The following is a 24,086-nucleotide window of genomic DNA, read 5'->3' on the forward strand; positions in this document are numbered from 1 at the left end:
TTATGAAATACTTTGTTTCTCGCCTGGTTGCCCTACTGATGGTCGTTACCGTTGCCCTGGTGGGCTGTGGTAACTCACCCGATGGTCTAACAGGAAATTATAGCCAGGATACCTTAGCAGTTGTGAATAGTTTGAGAACTGCGATCGCTTTACCGGAAGATGCCCCAGAAAAGGCCGCCGCCCAGGCGGAAGCCCGGACCCTGATTAATAGTTTCGCTTCCCGCTACCGTCGAGACCCAGCGGTTTCTACTTCCAGTTCCTTTACTACTATGCGGACTGCCTTAAATGCCCTAGCAGGTCATTACAGTTCCTACCCTAACCGTCCCGTTCCTGATAAACTCAAGCAAAGACTAGAACAGGAGTTTAAACAAGTAGAAGCGGCTGTGAAACGGGGCGCTTAACTCCCGCTAACCTGATGGGGAAATTAACCGAGGCAACTCAATCTGATCTGTAATGATTAAGAGTTGCTTTTATGTGGTATATGTGCTATGGCTAAATCACCGATCGCCTTAAATTGGCTTCACCGTCTGCTGAGTCTCTATAAACCCATGTTAGGGGCTATATTATTAAGCCTGTTGGCCACTAGCCCAGGGCGATCGCAAACCATAGCCTTTTGTCGCCTCTCCCCAGAGGCGATCGCCTCTAAAGAAAGCCTGCGCCAAAGCGCTCTATCGGGGGATAGCAACGCCCAACAGCAATATAACCAGATCCTGATTCAACACGCCCAAGCTGTATATCGCTGTCGTCAGCAAAGCCGCCCCCAAAATCAGGCCTTATGGTTAAGACTATATAGCTGTGATGCCCAACCCGGAGCCATCGAAAAGCTGTTAGATGACATCATCAACAAAGGCTATAACCAAGTTTACCTAGAAGTATTTTATGACGGTCAGGTGTTACTTCCCGCCGCCAATAACCCCACCCCTTGGCCGTCAGTGATGCGATCGCCCGGCTTGGAACAAGTAGACCTCCTCGCGCAAACCATCGAAAAAGGCAGACAACGGGGGCTACAGGTTTACGCCTGGATGTTTATGCTCAACTTTGGTTATACCTACACCCTACTACCTAACCGCGCCGGAGTCCTTGCGGTCAATGGTAGTGGGGAAACCACCGTCACCGCGAATTTAGACGAGCACCGCCAGCAACGATTTTGGGGAAAGCTACATCAATCAGGGTTTCGTTGACCCCTATAATCCCACCGCACGACAAGATTTTAATACCCTCCTGAATGCCGTCCTTAGCCGTCGCCCCAGTGGTGTTCTGTTTGACTATGTTCGCTATCCCAGGGGTTTGGGACCTCAATCAGTAGCCAGCCGGGTTAAGGATTTATGGATTTATGGGGATGCTTCCCTGTCCGCCTTGCTGCAACGAGCCAACAACGACCGGGGACGGGAACTGCTACAACGCTATGTTAGCCAGGGTTTTGTCACCGAAAATGATGTTAATCAGATCAATCAAAAGTATCCTGAGCCAACGGAGCCAACACCAGCAGAGCCACAGGAACCACAGCCACAGGAACCACAGCCACAAGAAAAACCACCCCTGTGGCATGATGAAACCGCCCTCCCCGCTCTCAGTGGCATTCCCAGCCTGGGAAATACCTTTAATCAACAATTGTGGCGGTTGAGTGTGGCTCACGCCCAACAGGGGATTCTGGACTTTTTAAATATGTTTAGCCAGCCAGTACAATCACGCGGCATTCCGGCTGGGGCGGTGTTTTTCCCGGAGGCTAACCGTCGCGTTGGGGAACAGGGTTTTGATTCCCGGCTGCAACCTTGGGATCGGTTCCCTAGTGCGATCGAATGGCATCCCATGGCCTATGGAGTTTGTGGCACCACAAGCTGTATAGTTGAACAAGTGGAAACTGTTGCTAACCAAGCCCAACCGGGAACTAAAATTATCCCAGCGATCGCTGGAGACTGGGGCAAATCCATTAAAAACCGCCCCCCCCTAGAACATCAGATGCGCGACATTATCAATGCTATTCCCCAAATTCAGTCAATCAGCCATTATTCCTACGATTGGCAAGAACCACAACTTACACGCGATCGTCAATCATGTCGGTAATCGGCAAAACCTTTAAACTAGAAGATGATGCTTTCCAGCCTCTTCTATACTGTCGTTCATAACTAAGGAGTTATAACTTTGAAAAGCGCACAACCCCAACAGGGTTTACCAGCCATTGTTCTGGGAATTATCGTCGCACTGGCTATTCTGATTGGGCTTAATTCTTTTGTAATTATTAATCCTGGTCAAGCCGCCGTGTTAAGTATTCTCGGAAAGGCCCAGGATGGCGCACTACTAGAGGGGTTACACTTTAAGCCTCCCATAATTTCCGCCGTCGATATTTATGATGTCACTGTCCAGAAGTTTGAAGTTCCCGCCCAAAGTTCCACCAAGGATCTACAGCAACTTTCCGCTAGTTTTGCCATCAACTTCCGCCTTGACCCCGTAAATGTCGTGCAAGTCCGCCGGGAACAAGGTACTCTACAAAATGTGGTATCTAAAATTGTCGCGCCCCAAACTCAGGAATCTTTTAAAATTGCCGCTGCTAAACGTACCATTGAGGAAGCCATTACTCAACGGGAGGAACTGAAAGCAGATTTTGACGAGGCTCTGGTGTCACGATTAGATAAATATGGCATTATTGTTTTAGATACCAGTGTTGTCGATCTGACTTTCTCCCCTGAATTTGCTCGCGCCGTTGAAGAAAAACAAATCGCTGAACAACGGGCGCGGCGGGCTGTCTATGTCGCTAAAGAAGCTGAACAACAAGCCCAAGCCGACATTAACCGCGCTAAGGGTCGGGCGGAAGCTCAACGCTTATTAGCCGAAACTCTCAAGGCTCAAGGTGGTGAGTTGGTACTGCAAAAAGAGGCGATCGAGGCTTGGCGACAAGGGGGTTCTCAAATGCCTAAAGTCCTGATTTTGGGTGATTCTAAAAGTAAGGTTCCCTTCTTATTTAACGTCGGCGACCTAACTAAATCCTAATCATTGTCACCCAGTTGTTATTTCCTAGTAGGGGCATCCGCCCCTATTTAAACTATTAATATTTGCCAATAAAGCCCTTAGCTAAAAGATGAATATATTAACTCTACAATCAGTTCAAAAAGACTTCGGGACTAAAGAAATTCTTAGGGATGCTAACCTGAATTTAGGAGTTATGGATAAAGTGGGTTTAATTGGAACTAATGGTTCTGGAAAATCCACCCTACTAAAAATGATTGTAGGTAGCGAACATATTGATGGCGGTCAACTCTGGGTTAACCCGAAAATTAAACTAATATATTTGCCGCAACAACCAGAACTTGATGAAAATAACACCGTTTTAGAACAGGTTTTTGCTGATAGTGGTGATAAACTGCATCTGATTCAGGAATATGAGGAACTTTCCTTAAAAATTGCTAAATTTCCCGATGATGAAAGCCTCATGACTCGCTTTTCCGAAATTATGCAGCGCATGGATGCTAGTAATGCTTGGGAGTTGGAAACTCAGGCAAAAATTATTTTAACTAAATTGGGAATCGAGGATTTTGATGCCAAAATTGGCAGCCTTTCGGGAGGATATCGCAAACGTATTGCTTTGGCGGCGGCGCTATTGCGAGAACCAGATGTTTTATTAATGGATGAACCGACTAACCATCTTGATGCTATGTCTGTGGAATGGTTACAGGATTATTTGAATAGTTATCGGGGCGCTTTGTTTTTAATTACTCACGATCGCTATTTTTTAGATAGGGTCACTAACCGCATTATTGAAATCGATCGCGGTGATTTATATACCTACTCCGGCAATTATTCCTATTACTTGGAAAAAAAAGCCGAAATGGAAGATGTAGCCGTCAGCCAACAACATAAACATAAAGGAGTTTTGCGCCGAGAATTAGAATGGTTAAAGCGAGGACCCAAAGCCAGAAGCACTAAGCAAAAAGCCCGGATTCAACGCATTGAAGAAATGCAGGATGTTGAGTTTAAATCAACCCTCGGCAAAGTCGAAATTTCTACCCCCGGTCGCCGCATAGGTAAGAAGGTAATTGAGTTAAAGGATATTGCGAAATCCTATGATGACAAAACTTTAATTAAAGATTTTACCTATACATTTAACCCCCAAGACCGCGTGGGAATTATTGGCAGTAATGGAGTCGGAAAATCTACCCTTTTAGATTTAATTACGGGTCGGGTTGAACCGGACTCGGGAACTGTGGAAATTGGCAGCACTATTCATATTGGCTATTTTGACCAACATTGTGATAACCTGCTGGAAGCGATGAATGAAAATCAGCGGGTTATTGATTATTTAAAAGAGGTCGCAGAATATGTGACTACCGCTGACGGAACCCAAATTACCGCTTCCCAAATGTTGGAGAGGTTTCTATTTCCTCCCGCCCAACAATATGCTCCCTTAAATAAGCTATCTGGCGGCGAAAAACGGCGTTTGTTTCTGTTACGGGTATTAATGGAAGCACCCAATGTTCTGATTTTAGATGAACCGACTAATGATTTAGATGTGCAGACTCTTTCGGTGTTGGAAGAGTATTTAGAGGAGTTTAATGGATGCGCGATCGTGGTGTCTCACGATCGCTATTTTTTAGATCGCACCGTCGATATGATTTTCGCCTTTGAGTCTCAGGGAGTCCTCCGTCAATATCCCGGTAATTATTCGGTTTATTTGGACTATAAACAAGCGGAAGAAGTCGCCAAAGCACAGTCACAGCAAATGCAGGTCGAGGCTACCCCCAGCCAACCAGAACCGGAAAAATCCCCCCGCTATTCCTGGGGGAAAGACGGGCGGCGCAAACTTTCCTCTAAGGAAAAGCGAGAGTATGAAAACCTGGAAAAAGAAATCGCTAAGTTAGAGGAGAAAAAACAGCAGTTAGAGGCGGAACTTTACCAAGCCTCATCAACTTCTGTCAGTCGGGTGCAGGAGTTACATCAGCAAGTTGAGTCCTTGACAGTGGAAATTGATCAGGCGACAGAAAGATGGATGGAGTTGGCAGAAATTGCCAGTTCATCTTAGAATATGGGAGGGGGTCTAGGCTTGCACAATCACCATTTCACCGTAGCATCTTTAGCAAGAAAGCAGAAGTTATCATGGCTAAGTTAGACCCGCTTCCCGAAATTCTTGATGCCCTAGCCCGGTCAATGGAAAAGCAATTCCAGGGGGGACTCTGTTCGATTTTACTATGCGATCGCCACGGGAAACTACACCACGGCGCAGCCCCTAATTTGCCCAAGGCTTACTCCCAGGCTTTAGATGGGATGATCATTGGTCCCGAAGCTGGTTCCTGTGGAAAAGCTGCTTTTTGTCGGGATATTGTCATCGTTGCTGATATTGCGACAGACCCCCTATGGCAAAACTTCAGACATTTAGCCCTAGAACATCAATTGCGTGCTTGTTGGTCGGCTCCGGCGATCGGTAGTGATCAGCAAGTTTTAGGAACTTTTGCGGTTTATTTCAAGACCTGTCGCACTCCCCAAAATCAAGACTTAGAAATTCTCAGCCTTAGCGCCCATATTGCCTCCATTGCTATTGAACGCGATCGGACTACCCAAGCCTTAGCCGACTTAAATCAACAGTTAGAAGTGCGGGTAGAAGAACGTACCGCCGCCCTCAGAGAAAGTGAAGCTAAGTTAGAAGCAATGCTTAATTTTGCTCCGGCGGTAATTTATGTCAAAGACTTACAAGGACGACATACCTTTGTTAACAGGGCATTTCTGAAATTATTTAACTGTACTCTAGCAGATATCATTGGCAAAGTTAACCATGATTTTTACCCACCCGAAGTCGCTGATGTTTTTGAAAAAAATGACCGCATAGTAATTGAATCTTGTCACTTCCATCAGCTCGAGGAAGAGGTGACCATCCATGACCAAAATTATACTTTCCTCTCCCATAAGTTTATCCTGTTTGACCAAAATCAGCAACCCTACGCCCTCTGTGGTATTTCCAATGATATTACCCAGCGCAAGGCTTTCTACAATGCCCTCCAACGCAGTCAAGAACAACTCAAGGCAACTTTGCAAGCCATTCCCGACCTAGTATTTAGACTGAACAGCCAAGGGGAATATCTGGCTATTTATCCATCCGAATATGTCGGAAATTTAGTGGACATCAAATTAGCCATTGGTCACTCAATCAAGGAACTATTACCCCCCCCTATTGCGGCGAAATATAGTCAGGTTACGCAAACAGCCCTAGCCACTAACACCCTACAAACCTATGAACAAGATGTAGTGATTGATGGGGTTTTGCGTCATGAAGAAGTCCGGGTGGCTCCCTGTGGTGACCATGAGGTAGTTTTTGTCATTCGGGATATTAGCGAACAGCAAGCAGCACTCCGTGAACGCCAAAAAGCCGCCGCCACTATCAGGAAAAGTGAGGACAGATTTGCACGCATTGCCAATAATATGCCGGGGGTTTTATATCAATATGTTTTGCATCCTGATGGCTCCCATAATTTTATCTATATTAGTGAACGCTGCCAACAAATTTTTGGTTTAGATGCTGATACAATCACCAGAGATGCTAATGAGTTATTCAGACTTTTTGAGTCGGAAGATTTTATCTCTCTTAAATCCTCAATTTTGCTATCTGCAAGCACCTTAAACACCTGGTCTTGGGAAGGAAAATTGATTACCCCATTTGGTGAAAAAAAATGGATACAGGGTATTTCTCAACCGGAACAACAACCTAATGGCGATATTCTTTGGGATGGGGTAGTGGTAGACATCAGTGAACGTAAATTGATGGAAATCAAATTACAAAAAACTGTAGCCGAGTTAGACCGGGCTACCCGCCTTAAAGATGAGTTTCTGGCAAATATGAGCCATGAACTGCGTACCCCTCTTAATGGGATTTTGGGGATGTCGGAAGCGTTAAAACAAGGCATATTAGGGACATTGAACCCTAATCAACATCATGCGATCGCGATGATTGAAAAAAGTGGTAAACACTTACTAGAATTAATTAGCGATATTCTGGATCTGTCCAAAATAGAGGCGGGGAAACTCGAACTATATCTAACGGAAGTATCAGTGCAGGAACTATGTAACTCTAGTTTAACTTTAGTCAATCACTTGGCATTTACCAAACAAATTAATATAGAGAGTAACATACCCCAGCAATTACAAAAAACTTTCATCAAAGTAGATAATCGGCGGCTGCGTCAAGTCCTGATTAACTTGCTAAGTAATGCGGTAAAATTTACCCATAAAGCTGGTAAAATTAACTTAAATGTTGGCATAAAACCATCTACAAATCTGGCTATTTCAACCCCTCAGTCTATCTATTTTTCCGTCGTAGATAATGGGATTGGTATTGCTACCGATGATTTAGATAAACTGTTTTTACCTTTCACCCAAATTGATAGTAGTCTGAATCGTCAATATAGTGGTACTGGACTGGGATTAGCTTTGGTTAAACAAATCATAGAATTACATGGCGGTTGTGTTGAGGTGAGCAGTCAACTGGGTAAAGGTAGCTGCTTTACAGTTTATTTACCCTATAATGAAACCTCAAATAATATGAGCAACTTACCCGATAGTTATAGATGGGAATTGCCTAGTTATTTGAATGTAATAAATCCTCAGTCTCCATTAATTATGCTGGCGGTAGAGAAGGAGGCTCATTTGATTACACTGTCTAGTTATCTGGAAGCTAAAGGCTATAGTTTATTGATAGCCAGAAATGGACAGGAGGCGATCGCATTAATCGAATCCCAATCTCCCCAATTAGTTGTAATTGATATTCAAATACCTGTGCTTGAGGGTTTAGCAGCCATTAAATATATTCGCCAAAATCTCAAGTTAACTAACTTGCCAATTATTGCCTTAACTGCTGTAGAAACCACTGGCGAACCGGAAAAATTACGAGAAGCGGGAGCCAATGAATATCTAACTCAACCGATTAAATTAAAACATTTATCTAACCTAATTCATAACCTTTTAAACCCCTAACCTTGTCCCTATAGTCCCACCCATCATCAAAGCCAGTCCCGTTAACTATCGCCCCTCAATTATAGCAATAAATGTGGTCGGTTAGATGTTGTTGTCAGAGGCGATCGCCTTTTTATATTGACTGAAAAGTGCGATCGCTTTTGGGAGTCAGGGAACCTCGGCTAAAGCGGCTTTAACTACTTCCACCCCAGCACCGGGAAGGTGTGCGTTTTCGCTTAAATATCGCTTCCAGGCTTTAGTCCCTGGTTGTCCAGCGAAAAGTTGTAGGATATGGCGGACAACGCTGTTAAGTCGCCCTCCCTGACTTAACCAATTTTCGATATAGGGAAGCATTTGTTCTACTACTTGATGACGGGTGGGTGGGTTGATATTTTCGCCGTAAATTTCTCGGTCAGCGATCGCAAATAAATAGGGATTATCATAGGCGGCGCGACCAATCATTACCGCATCAACTTTTGTGAGTTGTTGTTTCACCTGTTCAAGGGTAGTAAATCCTCCATTAATTTCAATTGTCAAATCGGGAAATTCTGCCTTGAGACGGTGAACATCTCCATAACGCAGGGGGGGTATATTTCGGTTATCTTTGGGGCTTAATCCTTGTAGCCATGCTTTGCGCGCGTGAACAGTAAAACGCTGACACCCAGAGGCGGCGACCACCCGCACAAATGCGGCCATATCTTCATAGCGATCGTGATTATCGATACCAATACGATGCTTAACTGTTACCGGAATATTAACGGCTTTTTTCATGGCTGAGATGGCTTGAGCAACTCTTTCCGGTTCCGCCATTAAACAAGCGCCAAAGTTACCATTTTGCACCCGCGCACTCGGACAACCTACGTTGAGGTTAATCTCATCATAACCCCAATCTTCGGCGATTTTAGCACAGGTCGCCAGTTCATTAGGATCATCTCCCCCAACCTGTAAGGCGAGGGGTTTTTCTTCTGGTGAAAAGTCCAGTAATTTGTGGTGATCGCCGTTAATAATTGCAGCACTTGTCACCATTTCTGTATACAGTAGGGGACGGCGGGTAATTTGTCGCATGAAGTAACGAAAATGGCGATCGGTCCTATCCATCATGGGTGCAATACTCAGGATATGACTTTGATAATTGTCCTCACTTAACCTCAGTTGTGGACTGATAGCTGTCATGTTTAAAATCATAGACTATACTATAATTAGAGTATCTAAGACTATCTAATAATAGTATACCATGACTAATTTTTATGGCAATCTTTCCCCCCAACCATTCCGCCCAAATATCTGATCAATACTCACCAACTGCTCAATGTTCAGCCCGGATTAACTCATCACTCTGCGCCATATCTTCCCCCATGACATCATCGATATTAATCAACCCGTGATTAGGCAAAAAATTACAGGTAAAACTTGATATAATTAGTGGGCTTACTGATTACTTACTGAGTCCATAATTAACCATGCTAGAACCAGGGACATTACTGTTAAAACTTCAACAGCAAACCGCACGGGCTTTAGAGGTCGGTGCATTACAGCCTATTAGCACCCATTATCAGCTCATTGAACAGGCGGAAATCCCTTTTTTGGTCAGGGTGATAGATAATCTACAACGCAAGGCTACAGTCCAGGAAAAGCAGGAAAAAACCCAGACCGCCACCGGGGTAGAATTTAATCCTTTTTTACCTTATGACCCTGATTTATTTGTCGAGAATTTATCAGCTACTCATGTGGGTTTACTTAATAAGTTTAATGTCGTTGATTATCATCTGTTGATAGTAACGCGGGATTTTCAAGAACAGGATAGTTTACTAACCTTAGAAGATTTTGAGGCTATGTGGCTGGCTTTGACCGAAATTGACGGTTTAGCCTTCTATAATGGTGGTCGAGAGGCGGGGGCTAGTCAACGCCATAAACACCTTCAACTTGTGCCGTTTCCCCTAATTCCTAATGGTTTAAATGTACCGATTGAAAAGGCGATCGCATCTAGTATTTTTTCCGGTTCAATCGGTAAAATACCCCCCTTTGAGTTTCGCCATACTTTATCATTATTTGAACCCGGTTTAGTCAATGATTATAAATTAGCCGCCCAAGTAACTTTGGCAGAGTATTTAAAATCCTTGGATTTCCTGAAAATCTCAATTAATGATAATGGGAAACCCGCCACACATTATAACTTATTGGCGACTCGAAATTGGCTGTTAATTATACCGCGATCGCAAGAAAGTTGGGACGACATATCCGTTAATTCTTTAGGGTTTGCGGGGGCGCTACTGGTTCGTAATCATCAACAATTGGCACAACTAAAGCAACAACAACCCTTAACTATTCTCAAGTCTGTGGCTTTCCCTATTTAAGCTACAGATAGCGCCTGTTTAATGCGTTGAACAAATGATGCAGGCATTCCCGCCACCCATTTTTCTCGGATGATACCATCTTCCACTATTACAGCGGTGGGGACAGTATCAATTTTTAGGCGATCGTATGCTACGCTATCTAAAGCGACCACCGAAAAATTGAGTTGATAACTATCAACAAACCACCGCATTTCATCATAATTAGTAAACGCGACAACCCCTAAAACATCAGGCAATTCCGGGCAATCATGGACAATTTTTAACACCTGTAACCAGTCCTTGCACTGAGGACAGCGGGGACTCATAAAAACGATTAATTTTGAACCCAAACTGAGGTCTAAATCTACTGCTTCTCCTAACCATTGATTTTGCCAGGGTCGGTTAGCTTGAATCGGCGCTAAATCAAGGAATGGATAGCCATGAATATCTAAATAGGCTAGGGAAGCTGAGGCGGCTGTATAGCTAACTAAAAACGTCGCTATAACAATCATCCACCGCCATAAAATAGTCCCTGTGTTATAGTTGCCAATTAAACCTACACCTAGGAAAATAATATATAATAAATTCAGCAGTAAACTTTGATTGGGGGTGATTTTTAGCCAGCCATTATAACAGCCACAATCTTCCGTTTTTCCCGTCGATGTACTCCCATAAGTTAACCACGACAGACCCATTAAAATTATGATACTAAACGGGATCATAATGGCGGGTGTCGCCCCGAAAATTAACGCGGTTCCTATGGTCGCTTCAACAGCTATAAAAGTGATGGTTATCGGTTCAATTAACCCAGAAGTAAATAGCCTCAGTTGGGCGATGTGTTGGGCGAATTTCCAAGGTTCAATAATTTTGGCGATCGCTGTTAGTAAAAATACACTTCCGACAAATACAATACCAAAATTAGCTAATGTTGCGGATATCATAGTTAAATCATGGTTAAGCGTTAATCACAGGGGTTGGGCTTCCTACAGGTTATCCCCGAATCAACTAGAGACCCAGGGAAACCTATATACACTGGGGAAAGGACATCTGACAATTATGTGATAAAACTTTGCATTGTTCAAGATTTAACCTTCCCATATCTATGATATCATTGTTTATCTTCAATAGTAGCTTTACCTCATTTTGGTATCCCCAACTGAGGCGATCGCTTGCTTATTTGGGAGGGACACAAAATCTATAGCAATTCCTGATTGATCTACATCTAAACTCCCCTTACCCTATTGGGGAGAGGGGTTAGCAGTGAGGGATTAGATAAGTTAAAATCTGATTAATACCCATGAAACAATCCCTTAATACTTCATAATTCAGTCAGGTTAATAACTGCTATAGAAGACTCTTGTAAATTACCAGTATACTTATAGAAAAGTGGGAACTAGAATTAACAACCTACAAGTTACTAAAGTTGTAGATGGAGATACTATCAAAGTCTTGCTAAATGGTCGCCGAGAACCTCTGCGATTGCATTGCGTTGATACCGAGGAATCATTTGCTAAAGGTTCCAAACCTGTCACGCAAACCGGAATAGAGGCTTCAGCTATGGCTAAAAAATACTTCACCGAAGCTGATGGAACCTTAACCCAAGTTGATTTGGAATTTGATAGTCATGATTCCTTAAAAGTCTGCTTAGACAAATACCGAGATACCTATGGTCGTTTGATTTGCTATGTTCATAAGGGCGATGATAATTATAACTTGCGATTAATTCAAGAAGGTTGGAGTCCCTATTATATTAAATATGGGCGATCGCAATTTTATCACCGCCAAATGATGGAAGCAGAAGCGATCGCTCAATCCCATAATCTCATCATTTGGAATCGTAATTTACCTCAAAATAAGCCATTTCGTGATTATGAACTATTAAGCTGTTGGTGGTCATTAAGGGATAGTATTATTCAAGATTATCGCCATCATGGCAAAACAGCCGGAGTGCTTTCTGTCCGTTTTGATTATCCCGAAATTCTAGCCGCCGCCGCTAGTCAACAATGGATTACTGTATTTTGTGACTTACAAGATGGTATCACCAAATGGATTGGTAATAGTGCCTTAATTCATACAGGGTCAAAAGACCATATTATCAAGTTATGGATACCAGAAGCCAAAAGCGATAAAAATGCACCCATTGTCCGATTGATTAATCGTCGATATGCTGGTCTCGGTCGAGGATATGTTTATATTACTGGTCGGGTTATTATGTATCGAGATAAACCCGAAATCACCATAAATCACCCACAGCAATTATCTGATTTTTGTCCTACACCACATCACTTACAGCAATTGATAGCACTTGGGGAGCCTGATCATGTACAATCAAAGATAATTGTTGAATCTAGGAGTTAAGAAAAATGCCAGCCGATTTACCAAAAGGATTCCCAGAACCCACAGCCATTGGAACTATTGAAGTTAAAAAATACCCCCATTATCGGGCTGTTACCTACCGTCATCAGGGAGATTTAACCATCGCCACCCGCATGGCATTCAACCCCCTATTTCAACATATTAGCACTAATAATATCGCCATGACAACCCCCGTCGAGGCGCGATATTTACAGGAAGATTCCTGGGAAGAAACATCGGCGGCTGATGTGTCTTTTTTATATTCTCAACCCGAAATTAATCCCCAAACTGTTGATTCTGATGTCACCGTAACAGATACCCCAGAAATGATCGTCGTTAGCATTGGGATTCAAGGTCCTTATACCTGGGAAAGCTACCAAATACATTTGGATAAATTGAAAGACTGGTTACAACAGCATCCCGAATATCAAATTTTTGGACCCCCAAGACGCTTGTTTTATAATTCCCCCATGACTCCCCCCTATTTAAAATATAGTGAAGTACAAATCCCCATTACTCCCCGTTAACCGCTGGGGGTTGACAAGTTTTGGCGACTTATCATATAATATTGACATATTCTTTTTTCATAATTGGAATGTTTTAGTCAAAAAAAAAATGTGTATTTCCCCATTATATAAATAATACCACAGCCTCACCCCAAAATCAAGACGCGACCCCCAACCAGAAATTTTTGTAACAATTATTAATTTTTTGTTACAAAAGTTAATCTAATTATCAGAATAGACCGATACCGGGGAATCGCCCTGGGTGTAACCATAACAGGCGGGACTATGTTAGAGGGAACTAGAATCCAAGCTCTTGGCTTCTTCGTCGCTTTGGGGAAGGTGTAAGCCGCACTCTTGTTTAAGTCCCCGGAACCGGGTATCACGATCGCTTTGATCACTATCAGTCACCGGGCGACTGGAATGCCAATCACCAACAGTAGTGTAACCGAGGTCAAAATAGGGATGATAGGGGAGGTCGTGGGCGGTTAGATATTGATAGACATCGCGGGAATGCCAATTAAGAATCGGGTAAACCTTATAACGACCCGATTGGTAATCAATAGAACGCAAAGTTTGGCGGTGTGCGGTCTGATCAGCCCTAAGTCCCGCCAACCAAGCCGTAGCCCCAAGTTCATTTAAAGCCCGTTGCATAGGTTCAACCTTGCGGATTTGGTCATAGCGGTTAAAGGCTTCGAGATCATTTTGTTCCCACAGACGACCATAAAGTGCTTCCATCCTAGCCGGAGACAGGGAAGATTGATAGACTTTCAGATTGAGTTGGAGGCGCTGAGTCAATTCTTCAGCAAAGCGGTAGGTTTCAATGGGAAGATAACCCGTATCGACCCAAATCACCGGAATATCTGGAACTACCTGGGTAACTAGATGTAGCATCACAGCCGATTGGATACCGAAACTGGTACTCATCAACAACCCTGACCCAAAAGTTTCCGCAGCCCATTTCACAATATCAGTAGCATTAGCATTTTTGAGGCGATCGTTAATGCTATCGAGATCCAGTTGCTCTAAAGTGCGATCGTCACAGCACCCGTTTTGGTCTGACGGGATAGATGCAGATTGTCCGTTGGAATTAATTAGACTCAAATTCGTCATCTTTTTTCCCTCCTAGAGACCCCCGCCATAGCTGTATTCAGCTGGGCTGGCTGCCGGAGTAAACGAGGGGCAGCACTTAGTTGGCATACGAATAACCATCCTTCTTGTGAATATTTGACTGATACATTTACGCGACATTTTTCCGGTTGTTCCCGGACAATGCAACGATAGCACTATTACCCGTTAAGGTAACAGAGGCGGTATCCCGCAAAGCTTTTAGAAAGATTCCAAAAGCACCGTTCCAGTCCCTAGGTAGAGTGAACCCACACTCCGGACATCGGAACACTTTTGAGCCACCTAGCTGGGAATGCACATGACCACAGTGAGTACAGGTTTTGCTGGTGTATTCTTCCGTCACATCTACAACTGTGGTTCCAGTTATTTCCCCTTGATGTCTCAGGGTTAGTTTGAATCGATAATGCGCCCATGTCAGCATGGCGCGGGCAGTCTTAGACCTGATTAGACGCTTCACCTTGGCAACCATATCGGAAGTCTCGAAGGTGGGCAAAAAAATTAGGCTGTAGTTGTGAGTCAAGTAGTGAGCAATTTGTTTGTGGGCTTCATCAACTAGATTGCGGATTTTGGTTCTCATTCGTTGAGCCGCTTGCCTCATCCGTCGCCTCCTTGAACGACAGGGTTCCTTGGCGATTCGGCTCATTAAATCATCCAAATGTTGACATAGCCTAGTAATGCGTCCAATATCCCCGGAGCCCAATTCCAGAAATCGTGAACCATCAAACCCGGTTATGAAAGTTCGCACACCCGGGTCTAATGCAATCACGCCAGTAGCGTCAGTTGGGGTAACGGCAACTGGTTCAGGGAAAATCGCCAACCATCGACCTTTGGTAAACACCAACTGAGTCCCTTGCCCGCAAGTTTTAGGGATGGGTTCGGAAACCATGAAAGTTAATCCTTTCGTGAGTCTTGGATACCAACTCCCTGAAGAGAAATTAGCATCGTTAAACTTGATGGCTTGAGAACTATCCCGACAGCTCCTAAACCTTGCGCCAGGACTGGCTGAAAAGGCGAGATAGGCATCAAAGATAGCATTCTGCCGAATGTGGCAGGGTGTTTCTTTGACCCATGCAGGCAAGTCGCTCTGCATCACTTCGTTGCGTAATTTCAGTTTGCTTAGTCGTTTACCACTCCGGGATAATGCAATTGCTTGGTTGTAGCAATACCGACAAGCGGCCAACCATTTGCGCCAGACTTGATTTAGCTCGGGGCTGGGGTAAATCCGGATCTTCTTTGACCTGAGTTTTGTATTTACTCCGTCCGTATAATCGGGAACTGAAGCAGTGGAGGATGGCGAGGATGTCCTCAACCATTTCTGGTTCTGGACTGAGACTTGTCTGGTTGAGAACCATGAGTGAACACCTGTTTTGCTCACAGAGCCATCGAAACAAGTCAAATCCCCATATTGCCAATCAGTCTTTGTGGGCAACGACAACCATGCCGACATCTCCTGACAAATGATGTCCCAGTAAGGCCAGCATTTTCTTTCCCTTGAAGTTGAGCCCGCCTCGGATTTCTGAGACGACTTCTGCTTCGGGGTAGAGGTTGGACAGTGCGGCCACCTGTCGGTTGAGGTCTGACTGCTGGGCGCGGCTACTAACTCTGGCATAGATAACGACTTTGCGTTTGTCACTGCCTGATTTGGCAGCAGTATATCACTCAACGTTGTATCGTCGTTGCCCAGCGGGGGTTCTGATGGTCTCGATTGAGCCATTGTCGTCCCATCTGCGGAGTGTTCTTTCATGGACTCCAAGGATTTGGGTGGCTTCCTTGGGTTTGACATATCTGGCAATAGGTTTATCCTCAACCCTTCTCGCTTATTATACTGTATTGCCCTAAAATATTAACCGAATTTGTGATTAAATCATGCTCTCTCCACGCTAAAGCAACGGAGATTCGGGAATGAACCAAAAGTTCTCACAGGCGTAGTCAAAGCGCCCCTATAGGTAGCCATAAGGCTTCCCTTTACTTTTTTTCGATGTCCCTTTTGCCTCTCGCCGATGAAACCACTTTGCTACCGACATTTCTGCATTATGCAAGTCTGCCCTCACGGGATGTTAAGCCCCTTTCATTCGGGTCTTAGAGAAGGCAGTTATATGATACCATAGCACCCGCCGGCGTAAGCACGCCTGTCGCTTTTCCTCCCCGTTAAAGAGACGGGGCTACCAAGCCACCGAGCTTTCAGCGTGTTGAGATCTTAAAACTTCCAGCAGTAGCCGTGGTGCAACCCACAGAATCAATCGTCCGGTATGATGACTTATCCGCAGTCCCCACAGCGGGTTTAGGCATAACCCAAACAAATCTTACCCAAAAATTCCCTGAGCAACTACCCTTGTTTTGACGCTCCCCGCTCTAAATAGACGGGGATTCTTCATTCATAGACTTGCCATAATTTAGCAGGATTTCTCCAACCAAACTAGAGGGCAAATCTCTGAAGCTTGAGATTTGGTGCGCCCCACCATACTTAATCCTTTTGGCAATATGTTTAAAGCAGCGTTTCTATCACGGAAGTCTGTATATCTGCAATGAGGGCAGACATGAGTGCGAGTAGATAACGACTTTTCTACCCTTTGGTCACAATTAGAACAATTCTGAGAAGTATTATGGGGTGGAACAGCAATAACCAATTTGCCATACTTATCCCCAAAATACCCTCGCCATCGTTTAAAAGTAGCCCATCCTGCATCGGTTATCGACTTGGCTAAACGATGATTTATAACCATACCTCGAACATTCAAGTCTTCACAAACTACCAAACCGTTAGATTGGACTAAACGGAGTGCCACGCTTTTGACAAACTCTTCTCGCTGTCTGCTTACTCTTAAATGTTTTTTGGCCTAAGGAGTTAAAGGGGTTATGGTATCTCTAGGATCTAATTTTATGGAGAATTGAACATAATATCCATCTGCTTGTCTAATAATCCTCACTCGCTTAATCTGTTCAGGCTGATAGTAATTAATATCCCTAGAGCCGATCAGCTTGAGCTTACCAATACCTTTTTGGTCGGTAAAAGTGATCTGCCGTTTATTGTCTGATAGTTTCCATCCAGAGACTTTATATTCTACCGAACGAGAATGTTTTTTGAATCTTGGATACCCCTTCTTCCCCTTGACCTGGTTTTGGCAATTCTCGTAAAAACGAGTAATGGCACCGAGAACCCTTTCAACTGTCGTTTGACAAGCATGATAGTTTAAATCCTTGACCAAATCAAACACCTTCCGCAGTGCTGTGTTGCATCGAAATAAGTCAACCTTACCTATGCCACGATTGTCCATCCAATAACGAAGCACCTTATTGCCGACAAACTGTGCTGTCCGTATTGCTTCATCAATGGCTTCGACTTGATGTGGCTTGGGTTGGACTTTGTATTCGATCACCAACATTTTGACACTGTACGCGCTGGTATCAGCCATTATAGCCTAAAAAATAAACGCGGGTTAAAACCCGCGAGTCGCCCTAACCCTCCCTTGAAAGACGAGGGCTTGCGGGCATCCCGTGTGATTTTCGTCAGATCCATAGCCAAAATTTTGGTGAAAATTTCTTGATTTCCTCCACAAGATCTTCACAATCTCATGGTTTGATGAGAATTAACTACTTTAGTAAACCGCCAGCACCCCTTTTATAAAATCGCTGGCCTATATGATCAAAGCATAGCCTGAGTCCATCGGACTTGGGCTATGTTGTCTGCGAGGAAAAAGTTGGTTTTTGCCGGGGCGGGTTTATTTACAGTTCCAGAACAGCAACCACTAGCCTGTAACATAGAAGCTGATCATCAGAATTCCGCTTTTTCCAAGGTTGAGAAAGGCTAAGAACCACCAGACATTCAGGACTTAAAATATAGTCATTGTCTAGTTTAGTACAAAGCTCTGGATCAGTCACGTTTAAGACCAAGCTGTTACCGCCCTCTAAAGGAATTTCCCCTTTCCACTTCCCGTAATTATTGCACCAAGTTTTAAACCCGTCAACCTTGACTATTTGTAATGTACGTCTTTGATGGCGAGGCAATGAAGATATGTATGAATAGGGGATAGCATTCAGCCAATCATGACAATGACTATGAATAATTTCATCATCACAATAACAAACTACGTCCATAGGGCTAACTCTGCCAATGTGCTTCCAGGAACCCCTTAAAATCAGTCTATTCTCGTATTCATATCCATTTCCTGTATCACTTAGAGGTATATCAACGATATCCAGAGGTTGGATAAGCCTTCCATTAATCTGAGACATATTTACCGGAATGCGACCATCATCCAATCTAGTCACAGGACGAACCCATTTACCTGTAGATATTTCTATCCCAGCAATACAACGGTCATTGTTCTTCCGAGAATTAGCAAGACAAATTAATTTTGACATCATCCTTACGACTTATAGGTGATGAATGTTTATATTTCCCCATTTTTGGTTTAAGTATTCAGCAACTAAGCGACGATGACAGTTATGAGGTTTAGCCTCACTGCAAAGCAAACAGGCTCCATGAGCTAAATCTGGGGACAGTTTTTTTTCGATTTGACGCTCCTCCATCAGCGTTAAAAATTTCTGCTCGTATATCGACCAATCTCCTTTTTTCTTTTTGTACTCATCAAGAATATCTTTGGTGGGAGCCAAGTCTAAAATATGCACATAATCAATATCGTTGATAGTTTTCAAGAAATACTCTAAGTCGGCTCTTTTAGCGAATCCCGCCAATTGAGATACGTTATTTAGGCGAGTGTCTATAACTGTCTTAACACCTGCTTTTTTAAGAGTTTCAAAGAAATTTTGTGCGCTCTTTTTAGTGAAACCTATGGTGAATAAATCAACCTTATTTTTCATGGCTATTATCCGGTTCGACATAAGCAATCTCATCCCCCTGAAGTCGATAAGCTTGGCTCAAGCATTCTTCTCTTGTCGGTAAAATTTGGGGGGAAAATAGGGAAAGCTGAACTTCTTGTGAATCGCCAAAATCCCTAAAACCATGCTTGACAAGCATTCTATCTTCCAAATGCTCATGAGATTCTAAATCACCATTCTTGAGGATGTGATTTATAGGGATATCCAAATCCCGTAAGTGCTGACAGACCAAGATGGCTCTGTGACAGGTTAATGGATCTTTTTCAGCACACATCAGCGAAATCTTATGTTTTTTCAAACCTTTCTGAAGTCGCTTAATTCCTTGGTGAAACGCATCTGTGAGGGCAATTCTTTCATATACGGCTTTACCATTGATATAGCAGTCGGGGTTACTAGGTCTTGCACCCAGTTCCCGTCCCAGAAAAACATATTGAATTCCCTCTTTAGCGAGAAACTCTTGTAGGGATGAGCGATTGAAATGTGACAAGAATCGGCTGTAGGGATGTGAACGTACATCAGCAACAGCGGTTACTTGATGCTTTTGGAGCAGGGAGATAAAAGCATCTATCTCATGATTAGAGTGACCGATACTGAATAACTCCATGCTGCTCCTCTGTTGTTACCTAGTCATACCATCTTATATAGTAGGGTTCATCCAGGTATATGAACCGTGGTTATTATGATAGTACAGACGCGCTTGGCTTGTCAATCTTAACCAGTTTCCCAATCAGGTAGAGGGGGGATATCTAACTATTCATCAGACAAGGGCAACTCAGCACAACTGCGATCGCCCTATCCCATAACCCCTATGCCATAGGCCATAACCCATAACCCCTATCCCATAACCCCTATGCCATAGGCCAATTATCCCCCGGATTAGCTTCCCAGGGAAAAGCGATCGCTTCTGCAAACATTAACGGGGAGGTGGAGGCGAAAATTGCCCCCAATGTATTCGCACACGCAGCAGGATTTTGGCACTGGGGAGTTGATAACCCGTAACTACCCCAACGCCCAGGGCTATAATTATCCCGATCAACCCCCGATCGCCACAAACGCAGCCCAGTAGTAAGGAGATGAAAAAGGTTGACTCTCGGATTTTTTGCCCCATTGCAAGGTAAATTTCATCTGCTCCTGCCATTTCGGTGCAATCGCCGGACAACTATCAATCCAGTCTAACAAATTTTGCACTGTGGCTTCTCGCAGCCATTTCTGAGTCTGCTGCAACGCCGGAGCCACTGATGAATTAGGCTGCTGGTGGAGAATTTCATAAAAGCGAATCATTAAGATGGCAGTGGATAAATCATGTACACTCCACAGGGAGCAGACCACATTAGCAGAACCCGCCAAAAGAAATCCACTGGCTAAACTGATATATTCATCGGTTTGGTCAACGGCGACTTGTCCAGTTTCAGAGGCGGAAAGGGTTACAAGGCGGCAGTTGCTCAGGTTCAGTTGGGTGATGATTTGTTCTAGGGGATTGGTGACAACTTAAGGCTAGAGTGTAATTGTCAAGCTACTTTCGACAGCAGTTTGATGGAATGAGTCGTCCTCGCAAAAACAACCCAGATCATACTCGCCGCCACAATATGCCAGGGCCAAGTAGCGACGCGATTAAAGCCCACCTGAGCGACTTGTTGAGACCTGTGGTTCACGAGCAATTGAAATACTATCGCCAGTTGGGGTTGCGCTAACGAATTGTGGGGCTTCCTCTAATGGTGGCAGCAGTGTTGAGCCTGTTATGGCCTCAAAATGTGGGATCTCAAACCTTTCCATCCAAACCTCTAGCAACCTCTGAAAAAAACTGGGAGTTCCAACCAAGAAACCCCAGCTTTTTCCTTGTCTTCAAAAATGTGATCGCCCTGATCTGTAGTCTGTCTGAAACGTCCCTGCATCATGACCCAGCCTACTATTGATCACCATGACCCACAGGAAGCCATATCTGCGCAAACTAGCGAATGTACTTTTTAAGAATACTATTGCGATCGGAATGGCGGAGTTTACGCAACGCTTTAGCCTCAATTTGGCGAATGCGTTCGCGAGTCACATTAAAAATTTTGCCGATTTCTTCAAGAGTTTTCATCCGCCCATCATCGAGCCCGTAACGAAGTCGCAGGATATCCCGTTCACTGGGGCTTAATGTATCTAAGACACTTTCAAGATCTTCGCGCAACAACTTTTTAGAGACTTGAGCTTCAGGGGTTTCACCATCAGATTCAATGAAATCCCCCGGCTCTGGCTCTTCGGTAGGTGGGGGCGGTTCCTCAACTACAGAGGAGGATTCCAACTGTTCCGCATACTCTATATATGCTCCTCCCAATGACCTTAAAACCTGAGCCGTTACCCGGGCAAAAGCGATCGCATTCCCCTGAACTTCCCCTTCCCCTAACTGTTGCGGATTTCTCAAAATCGCCCCAAAATCTTCTACCGCAAAGCCCAAATTCCTCGCCACATAACCAGAAATCTCATCAATCACCCTCACCGTCTCATCCACCGGCATCAACTCTAACAATAACTCCCGGACTCCCGGCATAAAATCATATTGCACCAACTCTGGGTCAGTATCGATATTAATCTCCGATATCGGCTGCAATAACCCACCCAAAAACACCTCCGCTACATGGACTGGCAACGACTCTTTTAACAAATTTTCCTGAATCAACCGCACCACAGGTAAGGTAATCACAGGGGCTGCCGCCAACAACCCGGCTAATTTCCGCCCTACCCGAGAAGCCGTTGCCCGAAACCCGTTTACCCGCTTTTCCGCCGTCAATTCTCCCCCAGAATTGGGTCTGCGCCTCCGTCCTTGATGTTCTGCACACTTAAATAGATATCCTGCCGCCCAAACTTTACCTTTCCCCGCCAATAATCGCGCCCAAGTCCCTACGGATTCCGGTTCTAAGGTAAAAATCGGCACTTTCACCACCGAATGAGCCACTTCCTCATCCCACCACAAGGGGAATTCATCAACCTTTAAATTCTGATTCCAATCTCCGGGATTGAGTCCCTGTAACCTCACCAACGCTTCCCAACCTAAACCGCTTCTTTTCCACATCCATTCAGGCAGCATCTGCAAAATAGCCATCGACCCCCGTTTCGCCCACAGGTCTAAAATGGGAGTCATTTTCCCCTCTCGCCACACTTTCGAGACACAATCACTCACCACAATCACTAACCGTCGCCCAGTGGGGTCGATTAATTCCTTGGGACTGCGAGGGGCTTGATGTTTCGCCGTTGCCCCAATCCCCCGCCGAATTTTGACCGCTTCCGGGTTATCGGTGAGCAAACTCCAAACTCGGACATCTCGGAAAATTCCATAGTTCTTGAGGAGTTTTTCTAAGTCTCGCAGGGTATGCCGCCACAGCAACATCGAGAGGGAATCCTCAATCACTAAATCTAAGTCTAACCAAGGTTCTAGGCGAGGTTTTAAAACCGGAATCCAAATCCCTTGGCTGGCAATTTGTTCGCTAGTGGCGACTTCATCAATCACCCAATCTCGTCCCCCAGAAACTCGACGCATCAGGGGTTTTAAGGCTCTGGCTAAGGTCAGAGGTTCCCGGAGTGAGGGGGCATCGGAAACTCGAATGGGTAAACCCCCTCCACCCGCAGCGGTTTGACTGGGTTCCGGTTTAGGGACAATTTCCCCTTGGGGCGGTTGGGGGGTTGCTGGGGTAGCAGGGGCAGGAGGTTGGTTTTCTGGGAGATTCTCTGGAGGGGTTGTGGCGGAATCCTCTGGGGTAGGGGGTTGAGGGGCTGGTTCTGTGGGCGGTTGGGATGAACTGCTGCTGTCGGTGGGGGGTTCAGCCCCAGGAGAAGCACTGGCTTCCTCTGGGGGGGTTACAGATTCAGAATATTGGTCAATGTGGCAAGCCAGCCAAAAGACATCCGCAATATCTTGGGCGGAGAGTTGAAATTCCTGTTGTAAGGCTTGAACCAAGTCGGGATTCATTAGTCTTCTGAACTGTTCAGATACTTCATTAAGATTGTTACCAAATCTTGCTCGTCGCTGACTTCCGGTTTTAAGTCTCGCGTCACCATATAAATGGCATTTAAGAGTTGGTCGGTGGCGAGGTCTCCCTGGCTGCGACGCTTGATAAACTGGTCGATGAGTTGATTAATTTTTGCGGGGTTTTGGGTGAGGCTATCTTCCCCTAAATGGGCTTCGACAATTTCTTTTAAGGCGGTAGAATTGGGTTGATAGGGCATGGATAGTCTTAAACAACGCCGGAGAAAAGCTGGGGGAAAATCCCGTTCTCCATTGTTGGTGAGGATAATCAAGGGAAAGTTACAGCAGCGAATTTTCCCATTTTGGACGGGAACTGAAATTCCATCAGCGGTGGTGACTTCGACTTGATTTTGCTCTGGGCTAATGCGGGCGAGTTCGGGAATGGGGAATTCCCCTTCTTCAAATAGGTTGAGGAGGTCGTTGGGGAGGTTGATGTCACTTTTATCAATCTCATCGATGAGTAGAACTCTGGGACGATGAGCGGGTAAGAGGGCGGTTCCTAATGGACCGAGGGTGATGTAACGACCGATATCTTTACTTTGGTCGCCCATTTGAACGTCCTGGAGACGGGCGATCGCATCATAACGATAGAGTCCATCTTGCAAGGTGGAACGAGCGGTAATATACCACGGCAACACCGGACCCAGTTTCAATTCGTAAGCCACCGCATAGGCTAAGGAGGTTTTCCCCGTTCCCGGTTTCCCGGTTACTAACAGGGGTCGCCTCAGATATAAGGCAGCATTGACCATATTCACCACCCGATTTTGCTCCTGGGTCTCAGGGCTATGAATCCGAAAACTTTTCCCCCGTTTTTGGTCGCGAGTTTCCGAGTCCAAAGTCTGTAAAAAATCGTTCCAGCGGCTGGCAATTTCTGCCACCAAACTCTCTTCTACTCCCGTAAACTGTCGCCAACTCGGAGGCGGCGGCAATTTCTCAATCCCATCATGGGGGTCATGATTTCCTTGAAAGATTTTCCAGGTGTTCATAGGGTTA

The 24,086-nt window shown here is 44.7% G+C and carries 19 protein-coding genes and 4 pseudogenes; 9 read left to right on the plus strand and 14 right to left on the minus strand.

Annotated features, from left to right (window positions below; all coding sequences use genetic code 11):
- Positions 1-2 precede the first annotated feature (2 nt).
- From psb27 to HFV01_RS16200, 5 genes and pseudogenes are all read left to right on the plus strand, one after another.
- Positions 3-401 carry a photosystem II protein Psb27 gene (gene psb27 / locus HFV01_RS16180; protein WP_006626207.1) on the plus strand — a complete coding sequence of 133 codons (399 nt, stop codon included), beginning with the start codon at positions 3-5 and terminating at the stop codon, positions 399-401.
- A gap of 87 nt (positions 402-488) precedes the next feature.
- Positions 489-2,064: pseudogene (locus HFV01_RS16185) on the plus strand (family 10 glycosylhydrolase).
- 78 nt (positions 2,065-2,142) lie between these two features.
- Positions 2,143-2,988: a prohibitin family protein gene (locus HFV01_RS16190; RefSeq protein ID WP_006626209.1), complete on the plus strand. Its 846-nt coding sequence runs from the start codon at positions 2,143-2,145 to the stop codon at positions 2,986-2,988.
- Between the two features lie 88 nt (positions 2,989-3,076).
- On the plus strand, positions 3,077-5,014 hold the full coding sequence (locus HFV01_RS16195; protein ID WP_006670454.1) for an ABC-F family ATP-binding cassette domain-containing protein: 1,938 nt from the start codon (positions 3,077-3,079) through the stop codon (positions 5,012-5,014).
- Between the two features lie 74 nt (positions 5,015-5,088).
- Complete coding sequence (locus tag HFV01_RS16200) at positions 5,089-7,953, plus strand: ATP-binding protein (protein WP_006670455.1); 2,865 nt, start codon at positions 5,089-5,091, stop codon at positions 7,951-7,953.
- A 147-nt stretch (positions 7,954-8,100) separates the two neighbouring features.
- On the opposite strand, the gene dusA is transcribed toward HFV01_RS16200, so the two are convergent.
- The gene (gene dusA, locus HFV01_RS16205) at positions 8,101-9,105 is read right to left on the minus strand and encodes a tRNA dihydrouridine(20/20a) synthase DusA (RefSeq protein WP_438861248.1); all 1,005 of its coding nucleotides are present in this window, start codon (positions 9,103-9,105) and stop codon (positions 8,101-8,103) included.
- A 287-nt stretch (positions 9,106-9,392) separates the two neighbouring features.
- On the opposite strand from dusA, the gene HFV01_RS16210 reads away from it, so the two are divergent.
- Entirely contained in the window at positions 9,393-10,286 is an 894-nt protein-coding gene (locus HFV01_RS16210) for an ATP adenylyltransferase family protein (protein WP_006626213.1), read from the plus strand.
- Here the strand turns inward: HFV01_RS16210 and HFV01_RS16215 are convergent.
- Positions 10,283-11,206 (minus strand): MauE/DoxX family redox-associated membrane protein, encoded by a 924-nt coding sequence (locus tag HFV01_RS16215; protein WP_046321254.1) that lies wholly within the window; start codon positions 11,204-11,206, stop codon positions 10,283-10,285. The genes HFV01_RS16210 and HFV01_RS16215 overlap by 4 nt on opposite strands.
- 445 nt (positions 11,207-11,651) lie before the next feature.
- Between HFV01_RS16215 and HFV01_RS16220 the strand changes: the two genes are divergently transcribed.
- Both HFV01_RS16220 and HFV01_RS16225 read left to right on the plus strand, forming a co-directional pair.
- Complete coding sequence (locus HFV01_RS16220) at positions 11,652-12,623, plus strand: thermonuclease family protein (protein ID WP_006626215.1); 972 nt, start codon at positions 11,652-11,654, stop codon at positions 12,621-12,623.
- 5 nt (positions 12,624-12,628) lie between these two features.
- A complete protein-coding gene (locus HFV01_RS16225) occupies positions 12,629-13,147 on the plus strand; it encodes a heme-binding protein (RefSeq protein WP_006626216.1) in 519 nt (172 codons plus the stop codon).
- Between the two features lie 267 nt (positions 13,148-13,414).
- Here the strand turns inward: HFV01_RS16225 and cysH are convergent, their stop codons facing one another.
- The 9 genes and pseudogenes from cysH to HFV01_RS16265 all read right to left on the minus strand — a co-directional run bounded on the left by cysH (position 13,415) and on the right by HFV01_RS16265 (position 20,554).
- A complete protein-coding gene (gene cysH, locus HFV01_RS16230; protein WP_006626217.1) occupies positions 13,415-14,236 on the minus strand; it encodes a phosphoadenosine phosphosulfate reductase in 822 nt (273 codons plus the stop codon).
- 127 nt (positions 14,237-14,363) lie between these two features.
- A complete protein-coding gene (locus HFV01_RS16235) occupies positions 14,364-15,431 on the minus strand; it encodes an RNA-guided endonuclease InsQ/TnpB family protein (RefSeq protein WP_235720277.1) in 1,068 nt (355 codons plus the stop codon).
- A 37-nt stretch (positions 15,432-15,468) separates the two neighbouring features.
- Positions 15,469-16,044, minus strand: a pseudogene (locus tag HFV01_RS32125) (IS607 family transposase); the annotation flags it as partial.
- Between the two features lie 600 nt (positions 16,045-16,644).
- Positions 16,645-17,037: an RNA-guided endonuclease InsQ/TnpB family protein gene (locus HFV01_RS30825; RefSeq protein WP_315639236.1), complete on the minus strand. Its 393-nt coding sequence runs from the start codon at positions 17,035-17,037 to the stop codon at positions 16,645-16,647.
- 51 nt (positions 17,038-17,088) lie between these two features.
- Complete coding sequence (locus HFV01_RS30830; protein WP_006626220.1) at positions 17,089-17,664, minus strand: RNA-guided endonuclease InsQ/TnpB family protein; 576 nt, start codon at positions 17,662-17,664, stop codon at positions 17,089-17,091.
- A 310-nt stretch (positions 17,665-17,974) separates the two neighbouring features.
- Entirely contained in the window at positions 17,975-18,616 is a 642-nt protein-coding gene (locus HFV01_RS16250; protein ID WP_006626222.1) for a dual OB domain-containing protein, read from the minus strand.
- Between the two features lie 9 nt (positions 18,617-18,625).
- The gene (locus HFV01_RS16255) at positions 18,626-19,072 is read right to left on the minus strand and encodes a DUF488 domain-containing protein (protein WP_006626223.1); all 447 of its coding nucleotides are present in this window, start codon (positions 19,070-19,072) and stop codon (positions 18,626-18,628) included.
- Positions 19,062-19,694 (minus strand): DUF488 domain-containing protein, encoded by a 633-nt coding sequence (locus HFV01_RS16260; protein WP_006626224.1) that lies wholly within the window; start codon positions 19,692-19,694, stop codon positions 19,062-19,064. Before HFV01_RS16260 ends, HFV01_RS16255 begins: the two co-directional genes overlap by 11 nt.
- 428 nt (positions 19,695-20,122) lie before the next feature.
- Positions 20,123-20,554 carry a CHAT domain-containing protein gene (locus HFV01_RS16265; RefSeq protein WP_315639274.1) on the minus strand — a complete coding sequence of 144 codons (432 nt, stop codon included), beginning with the start codon at positions 20,552-20,554 and terminating at the stop codon, positions 20,123-20,125.
- A 41-nt stretch (positions 20,555-20,595) separates the two neighbouring features.
- Between HFV01_RS16265 and HFV01_RS16270 the strand changes: the two genes are divergently transcribed.
- Positions 20,596-20,781, plus strand: coding sequence for a hypothetical protein (locus HFV01_RS16270; RefSeq protein ID WP_193520214.1), 186 nt, complete (start codon positions 20,596-20,598; stop codon positions 20,779-20,781).
- A 257-nt stretch (positions 20,782-21,038) separates the two neighbouring features.
- On the opposite strand, the pseudogene HFV01_RS30835 reads toward HFV01_RS16270, so the two are convergent.
- The 3 genes and pseudogenes from HFV01_RS30835 to HFV01_RS16280 all read right to left on the minus strand — a co-directional run.
- Positions 21,039-21,395, minus strand: a pseudogene (locus HFV01_RS30835) (sigma-70 family RNA polymerase sigma factor); the annotation flags it as partial.
- A 138-nt stretch (positions 21,396-21,533) separates the two neighbouring features.
- Positions 21,534-23,036: pseudogene (locus tag HFV01_RS16275) on the minus strand (SAV_2336 N-terminal domain-related protein); the annotation flags it as partial.
- Positions 23,036-24,079, minus strand: coding sequence for an AAA family ATPase (locus HFV01_RS16280; RefSeq protein WP_193520216.1), 1,044 nt, complete (start codon positions 24,077-24,079; stop codon positions 23,036-23,038). The pseudogene HFV01_RS16275 and the gene HFV01_RS16280, both read right to left, overlap by 1 nt.
- Between the last annotated feature and the right edge of the window lie 7 nt (positions 24,080-24,086).

Origin of the sequence: Limnospira fusiformis SAG 85.79 (assembly GCF_012516315.1) — a bacterium.
GTDB classification, from domain to species: Bacteria; Cyanobacteriota; Cyanobacteriia; order Cyanobacteriales; family Microcoleaceae; genus Limnospira; species Limnospira fusiformis.

Bases quoted from the DNA above. Each gene is read 5' to 3' on its own strand.
- HFV01_RS16250 (WP_006626222.1), bottom strand. From the start codon at position 18,616: ATGATGTCAAAATTAATTTGTCTTGCTAATTCTCGGAAGAACAATGAC.
- HFV01_RS16260 (WP_006626224.1), bottom strand. From the start codon at position 19,694: ATGGAGTTATTCAGTATCGGTCACTCTAATCATGAGATAGATGCTTTT.
- HFV01_RS16280 (WP_193520216.1), bottom strand. From the start codon at position 24,079: ATGAACACCTGGAAAATCTTTCAAGGAAATCATGACCCCCATGATGGG.
- HFV01_RS16195 (WP_006670454.1), top strand. From the start codon at position 3,077: ATGAATATATTAACTCTACAATCAGTTCAAAAAGACTTCGGGACTAAA.
- HFV01_RS16225 (WP_006626216.1), top strand. From the start codon at position 12,629: ATGCCAGCCGATTTACCAAAAGGATTCCCAGAACCCACAGCCATTGGA.
- HFV01_RS16215 (WP_046321254.1), bottom strand. From the start codon at position 11,206: ATGATATCCGCAACATTAGCTAATTTTGGTATTGTATTTGTCGGAAGT.
- HFV01_RS30830 (WP_006626220.1), bottom strand. From the start codon at position 17,664: ATGGCTGATACCAGCGCGTACAGTGTCAAAATGTTGGTGATCGAATAC.
- psb27 (WP_006626207.1), top strand. From the start codon at position 3: ATGAAATACTTTGTTTCTCGCCTGGTTGCCCTACTGATGGTCGTTACC.
- cysH (WP_006626217.1), bottom strand. From the start codon at position 14,236: ATGACGAATTTGAGTCTAATTAATTCCAACGGACAATCTGCATCTATC.
- dusA (WP_438861248.1), bottom strand. From the start codon at position 9,105: ATGACAGCTATCAGTCCACAACTGAGGTTAAGTGAGGACAATTATCAA.
- HFV01_RS16210 (WP_006626213.1), top strand. From the start codon at position 9,393: ATGCTAGAACCAGGGACATTACTGTTAAAACTTCAACAGCAAACCGCA.
- HFV01_RS16255 (WP_006626223.1), bottom strand. From the start codon at position 19,072: ATGAAAAATAAGGTTGATTTATTCACCATAGGTTTCACTAAAAAGAGC.
- HFV01_RS16200 (WP_006670455.1), top strand. From the start codon at position 5,089: ATGGCTAAGTTAGACCCGCTTCCCGAAATTCTTGATGCCCTAGCCCGG.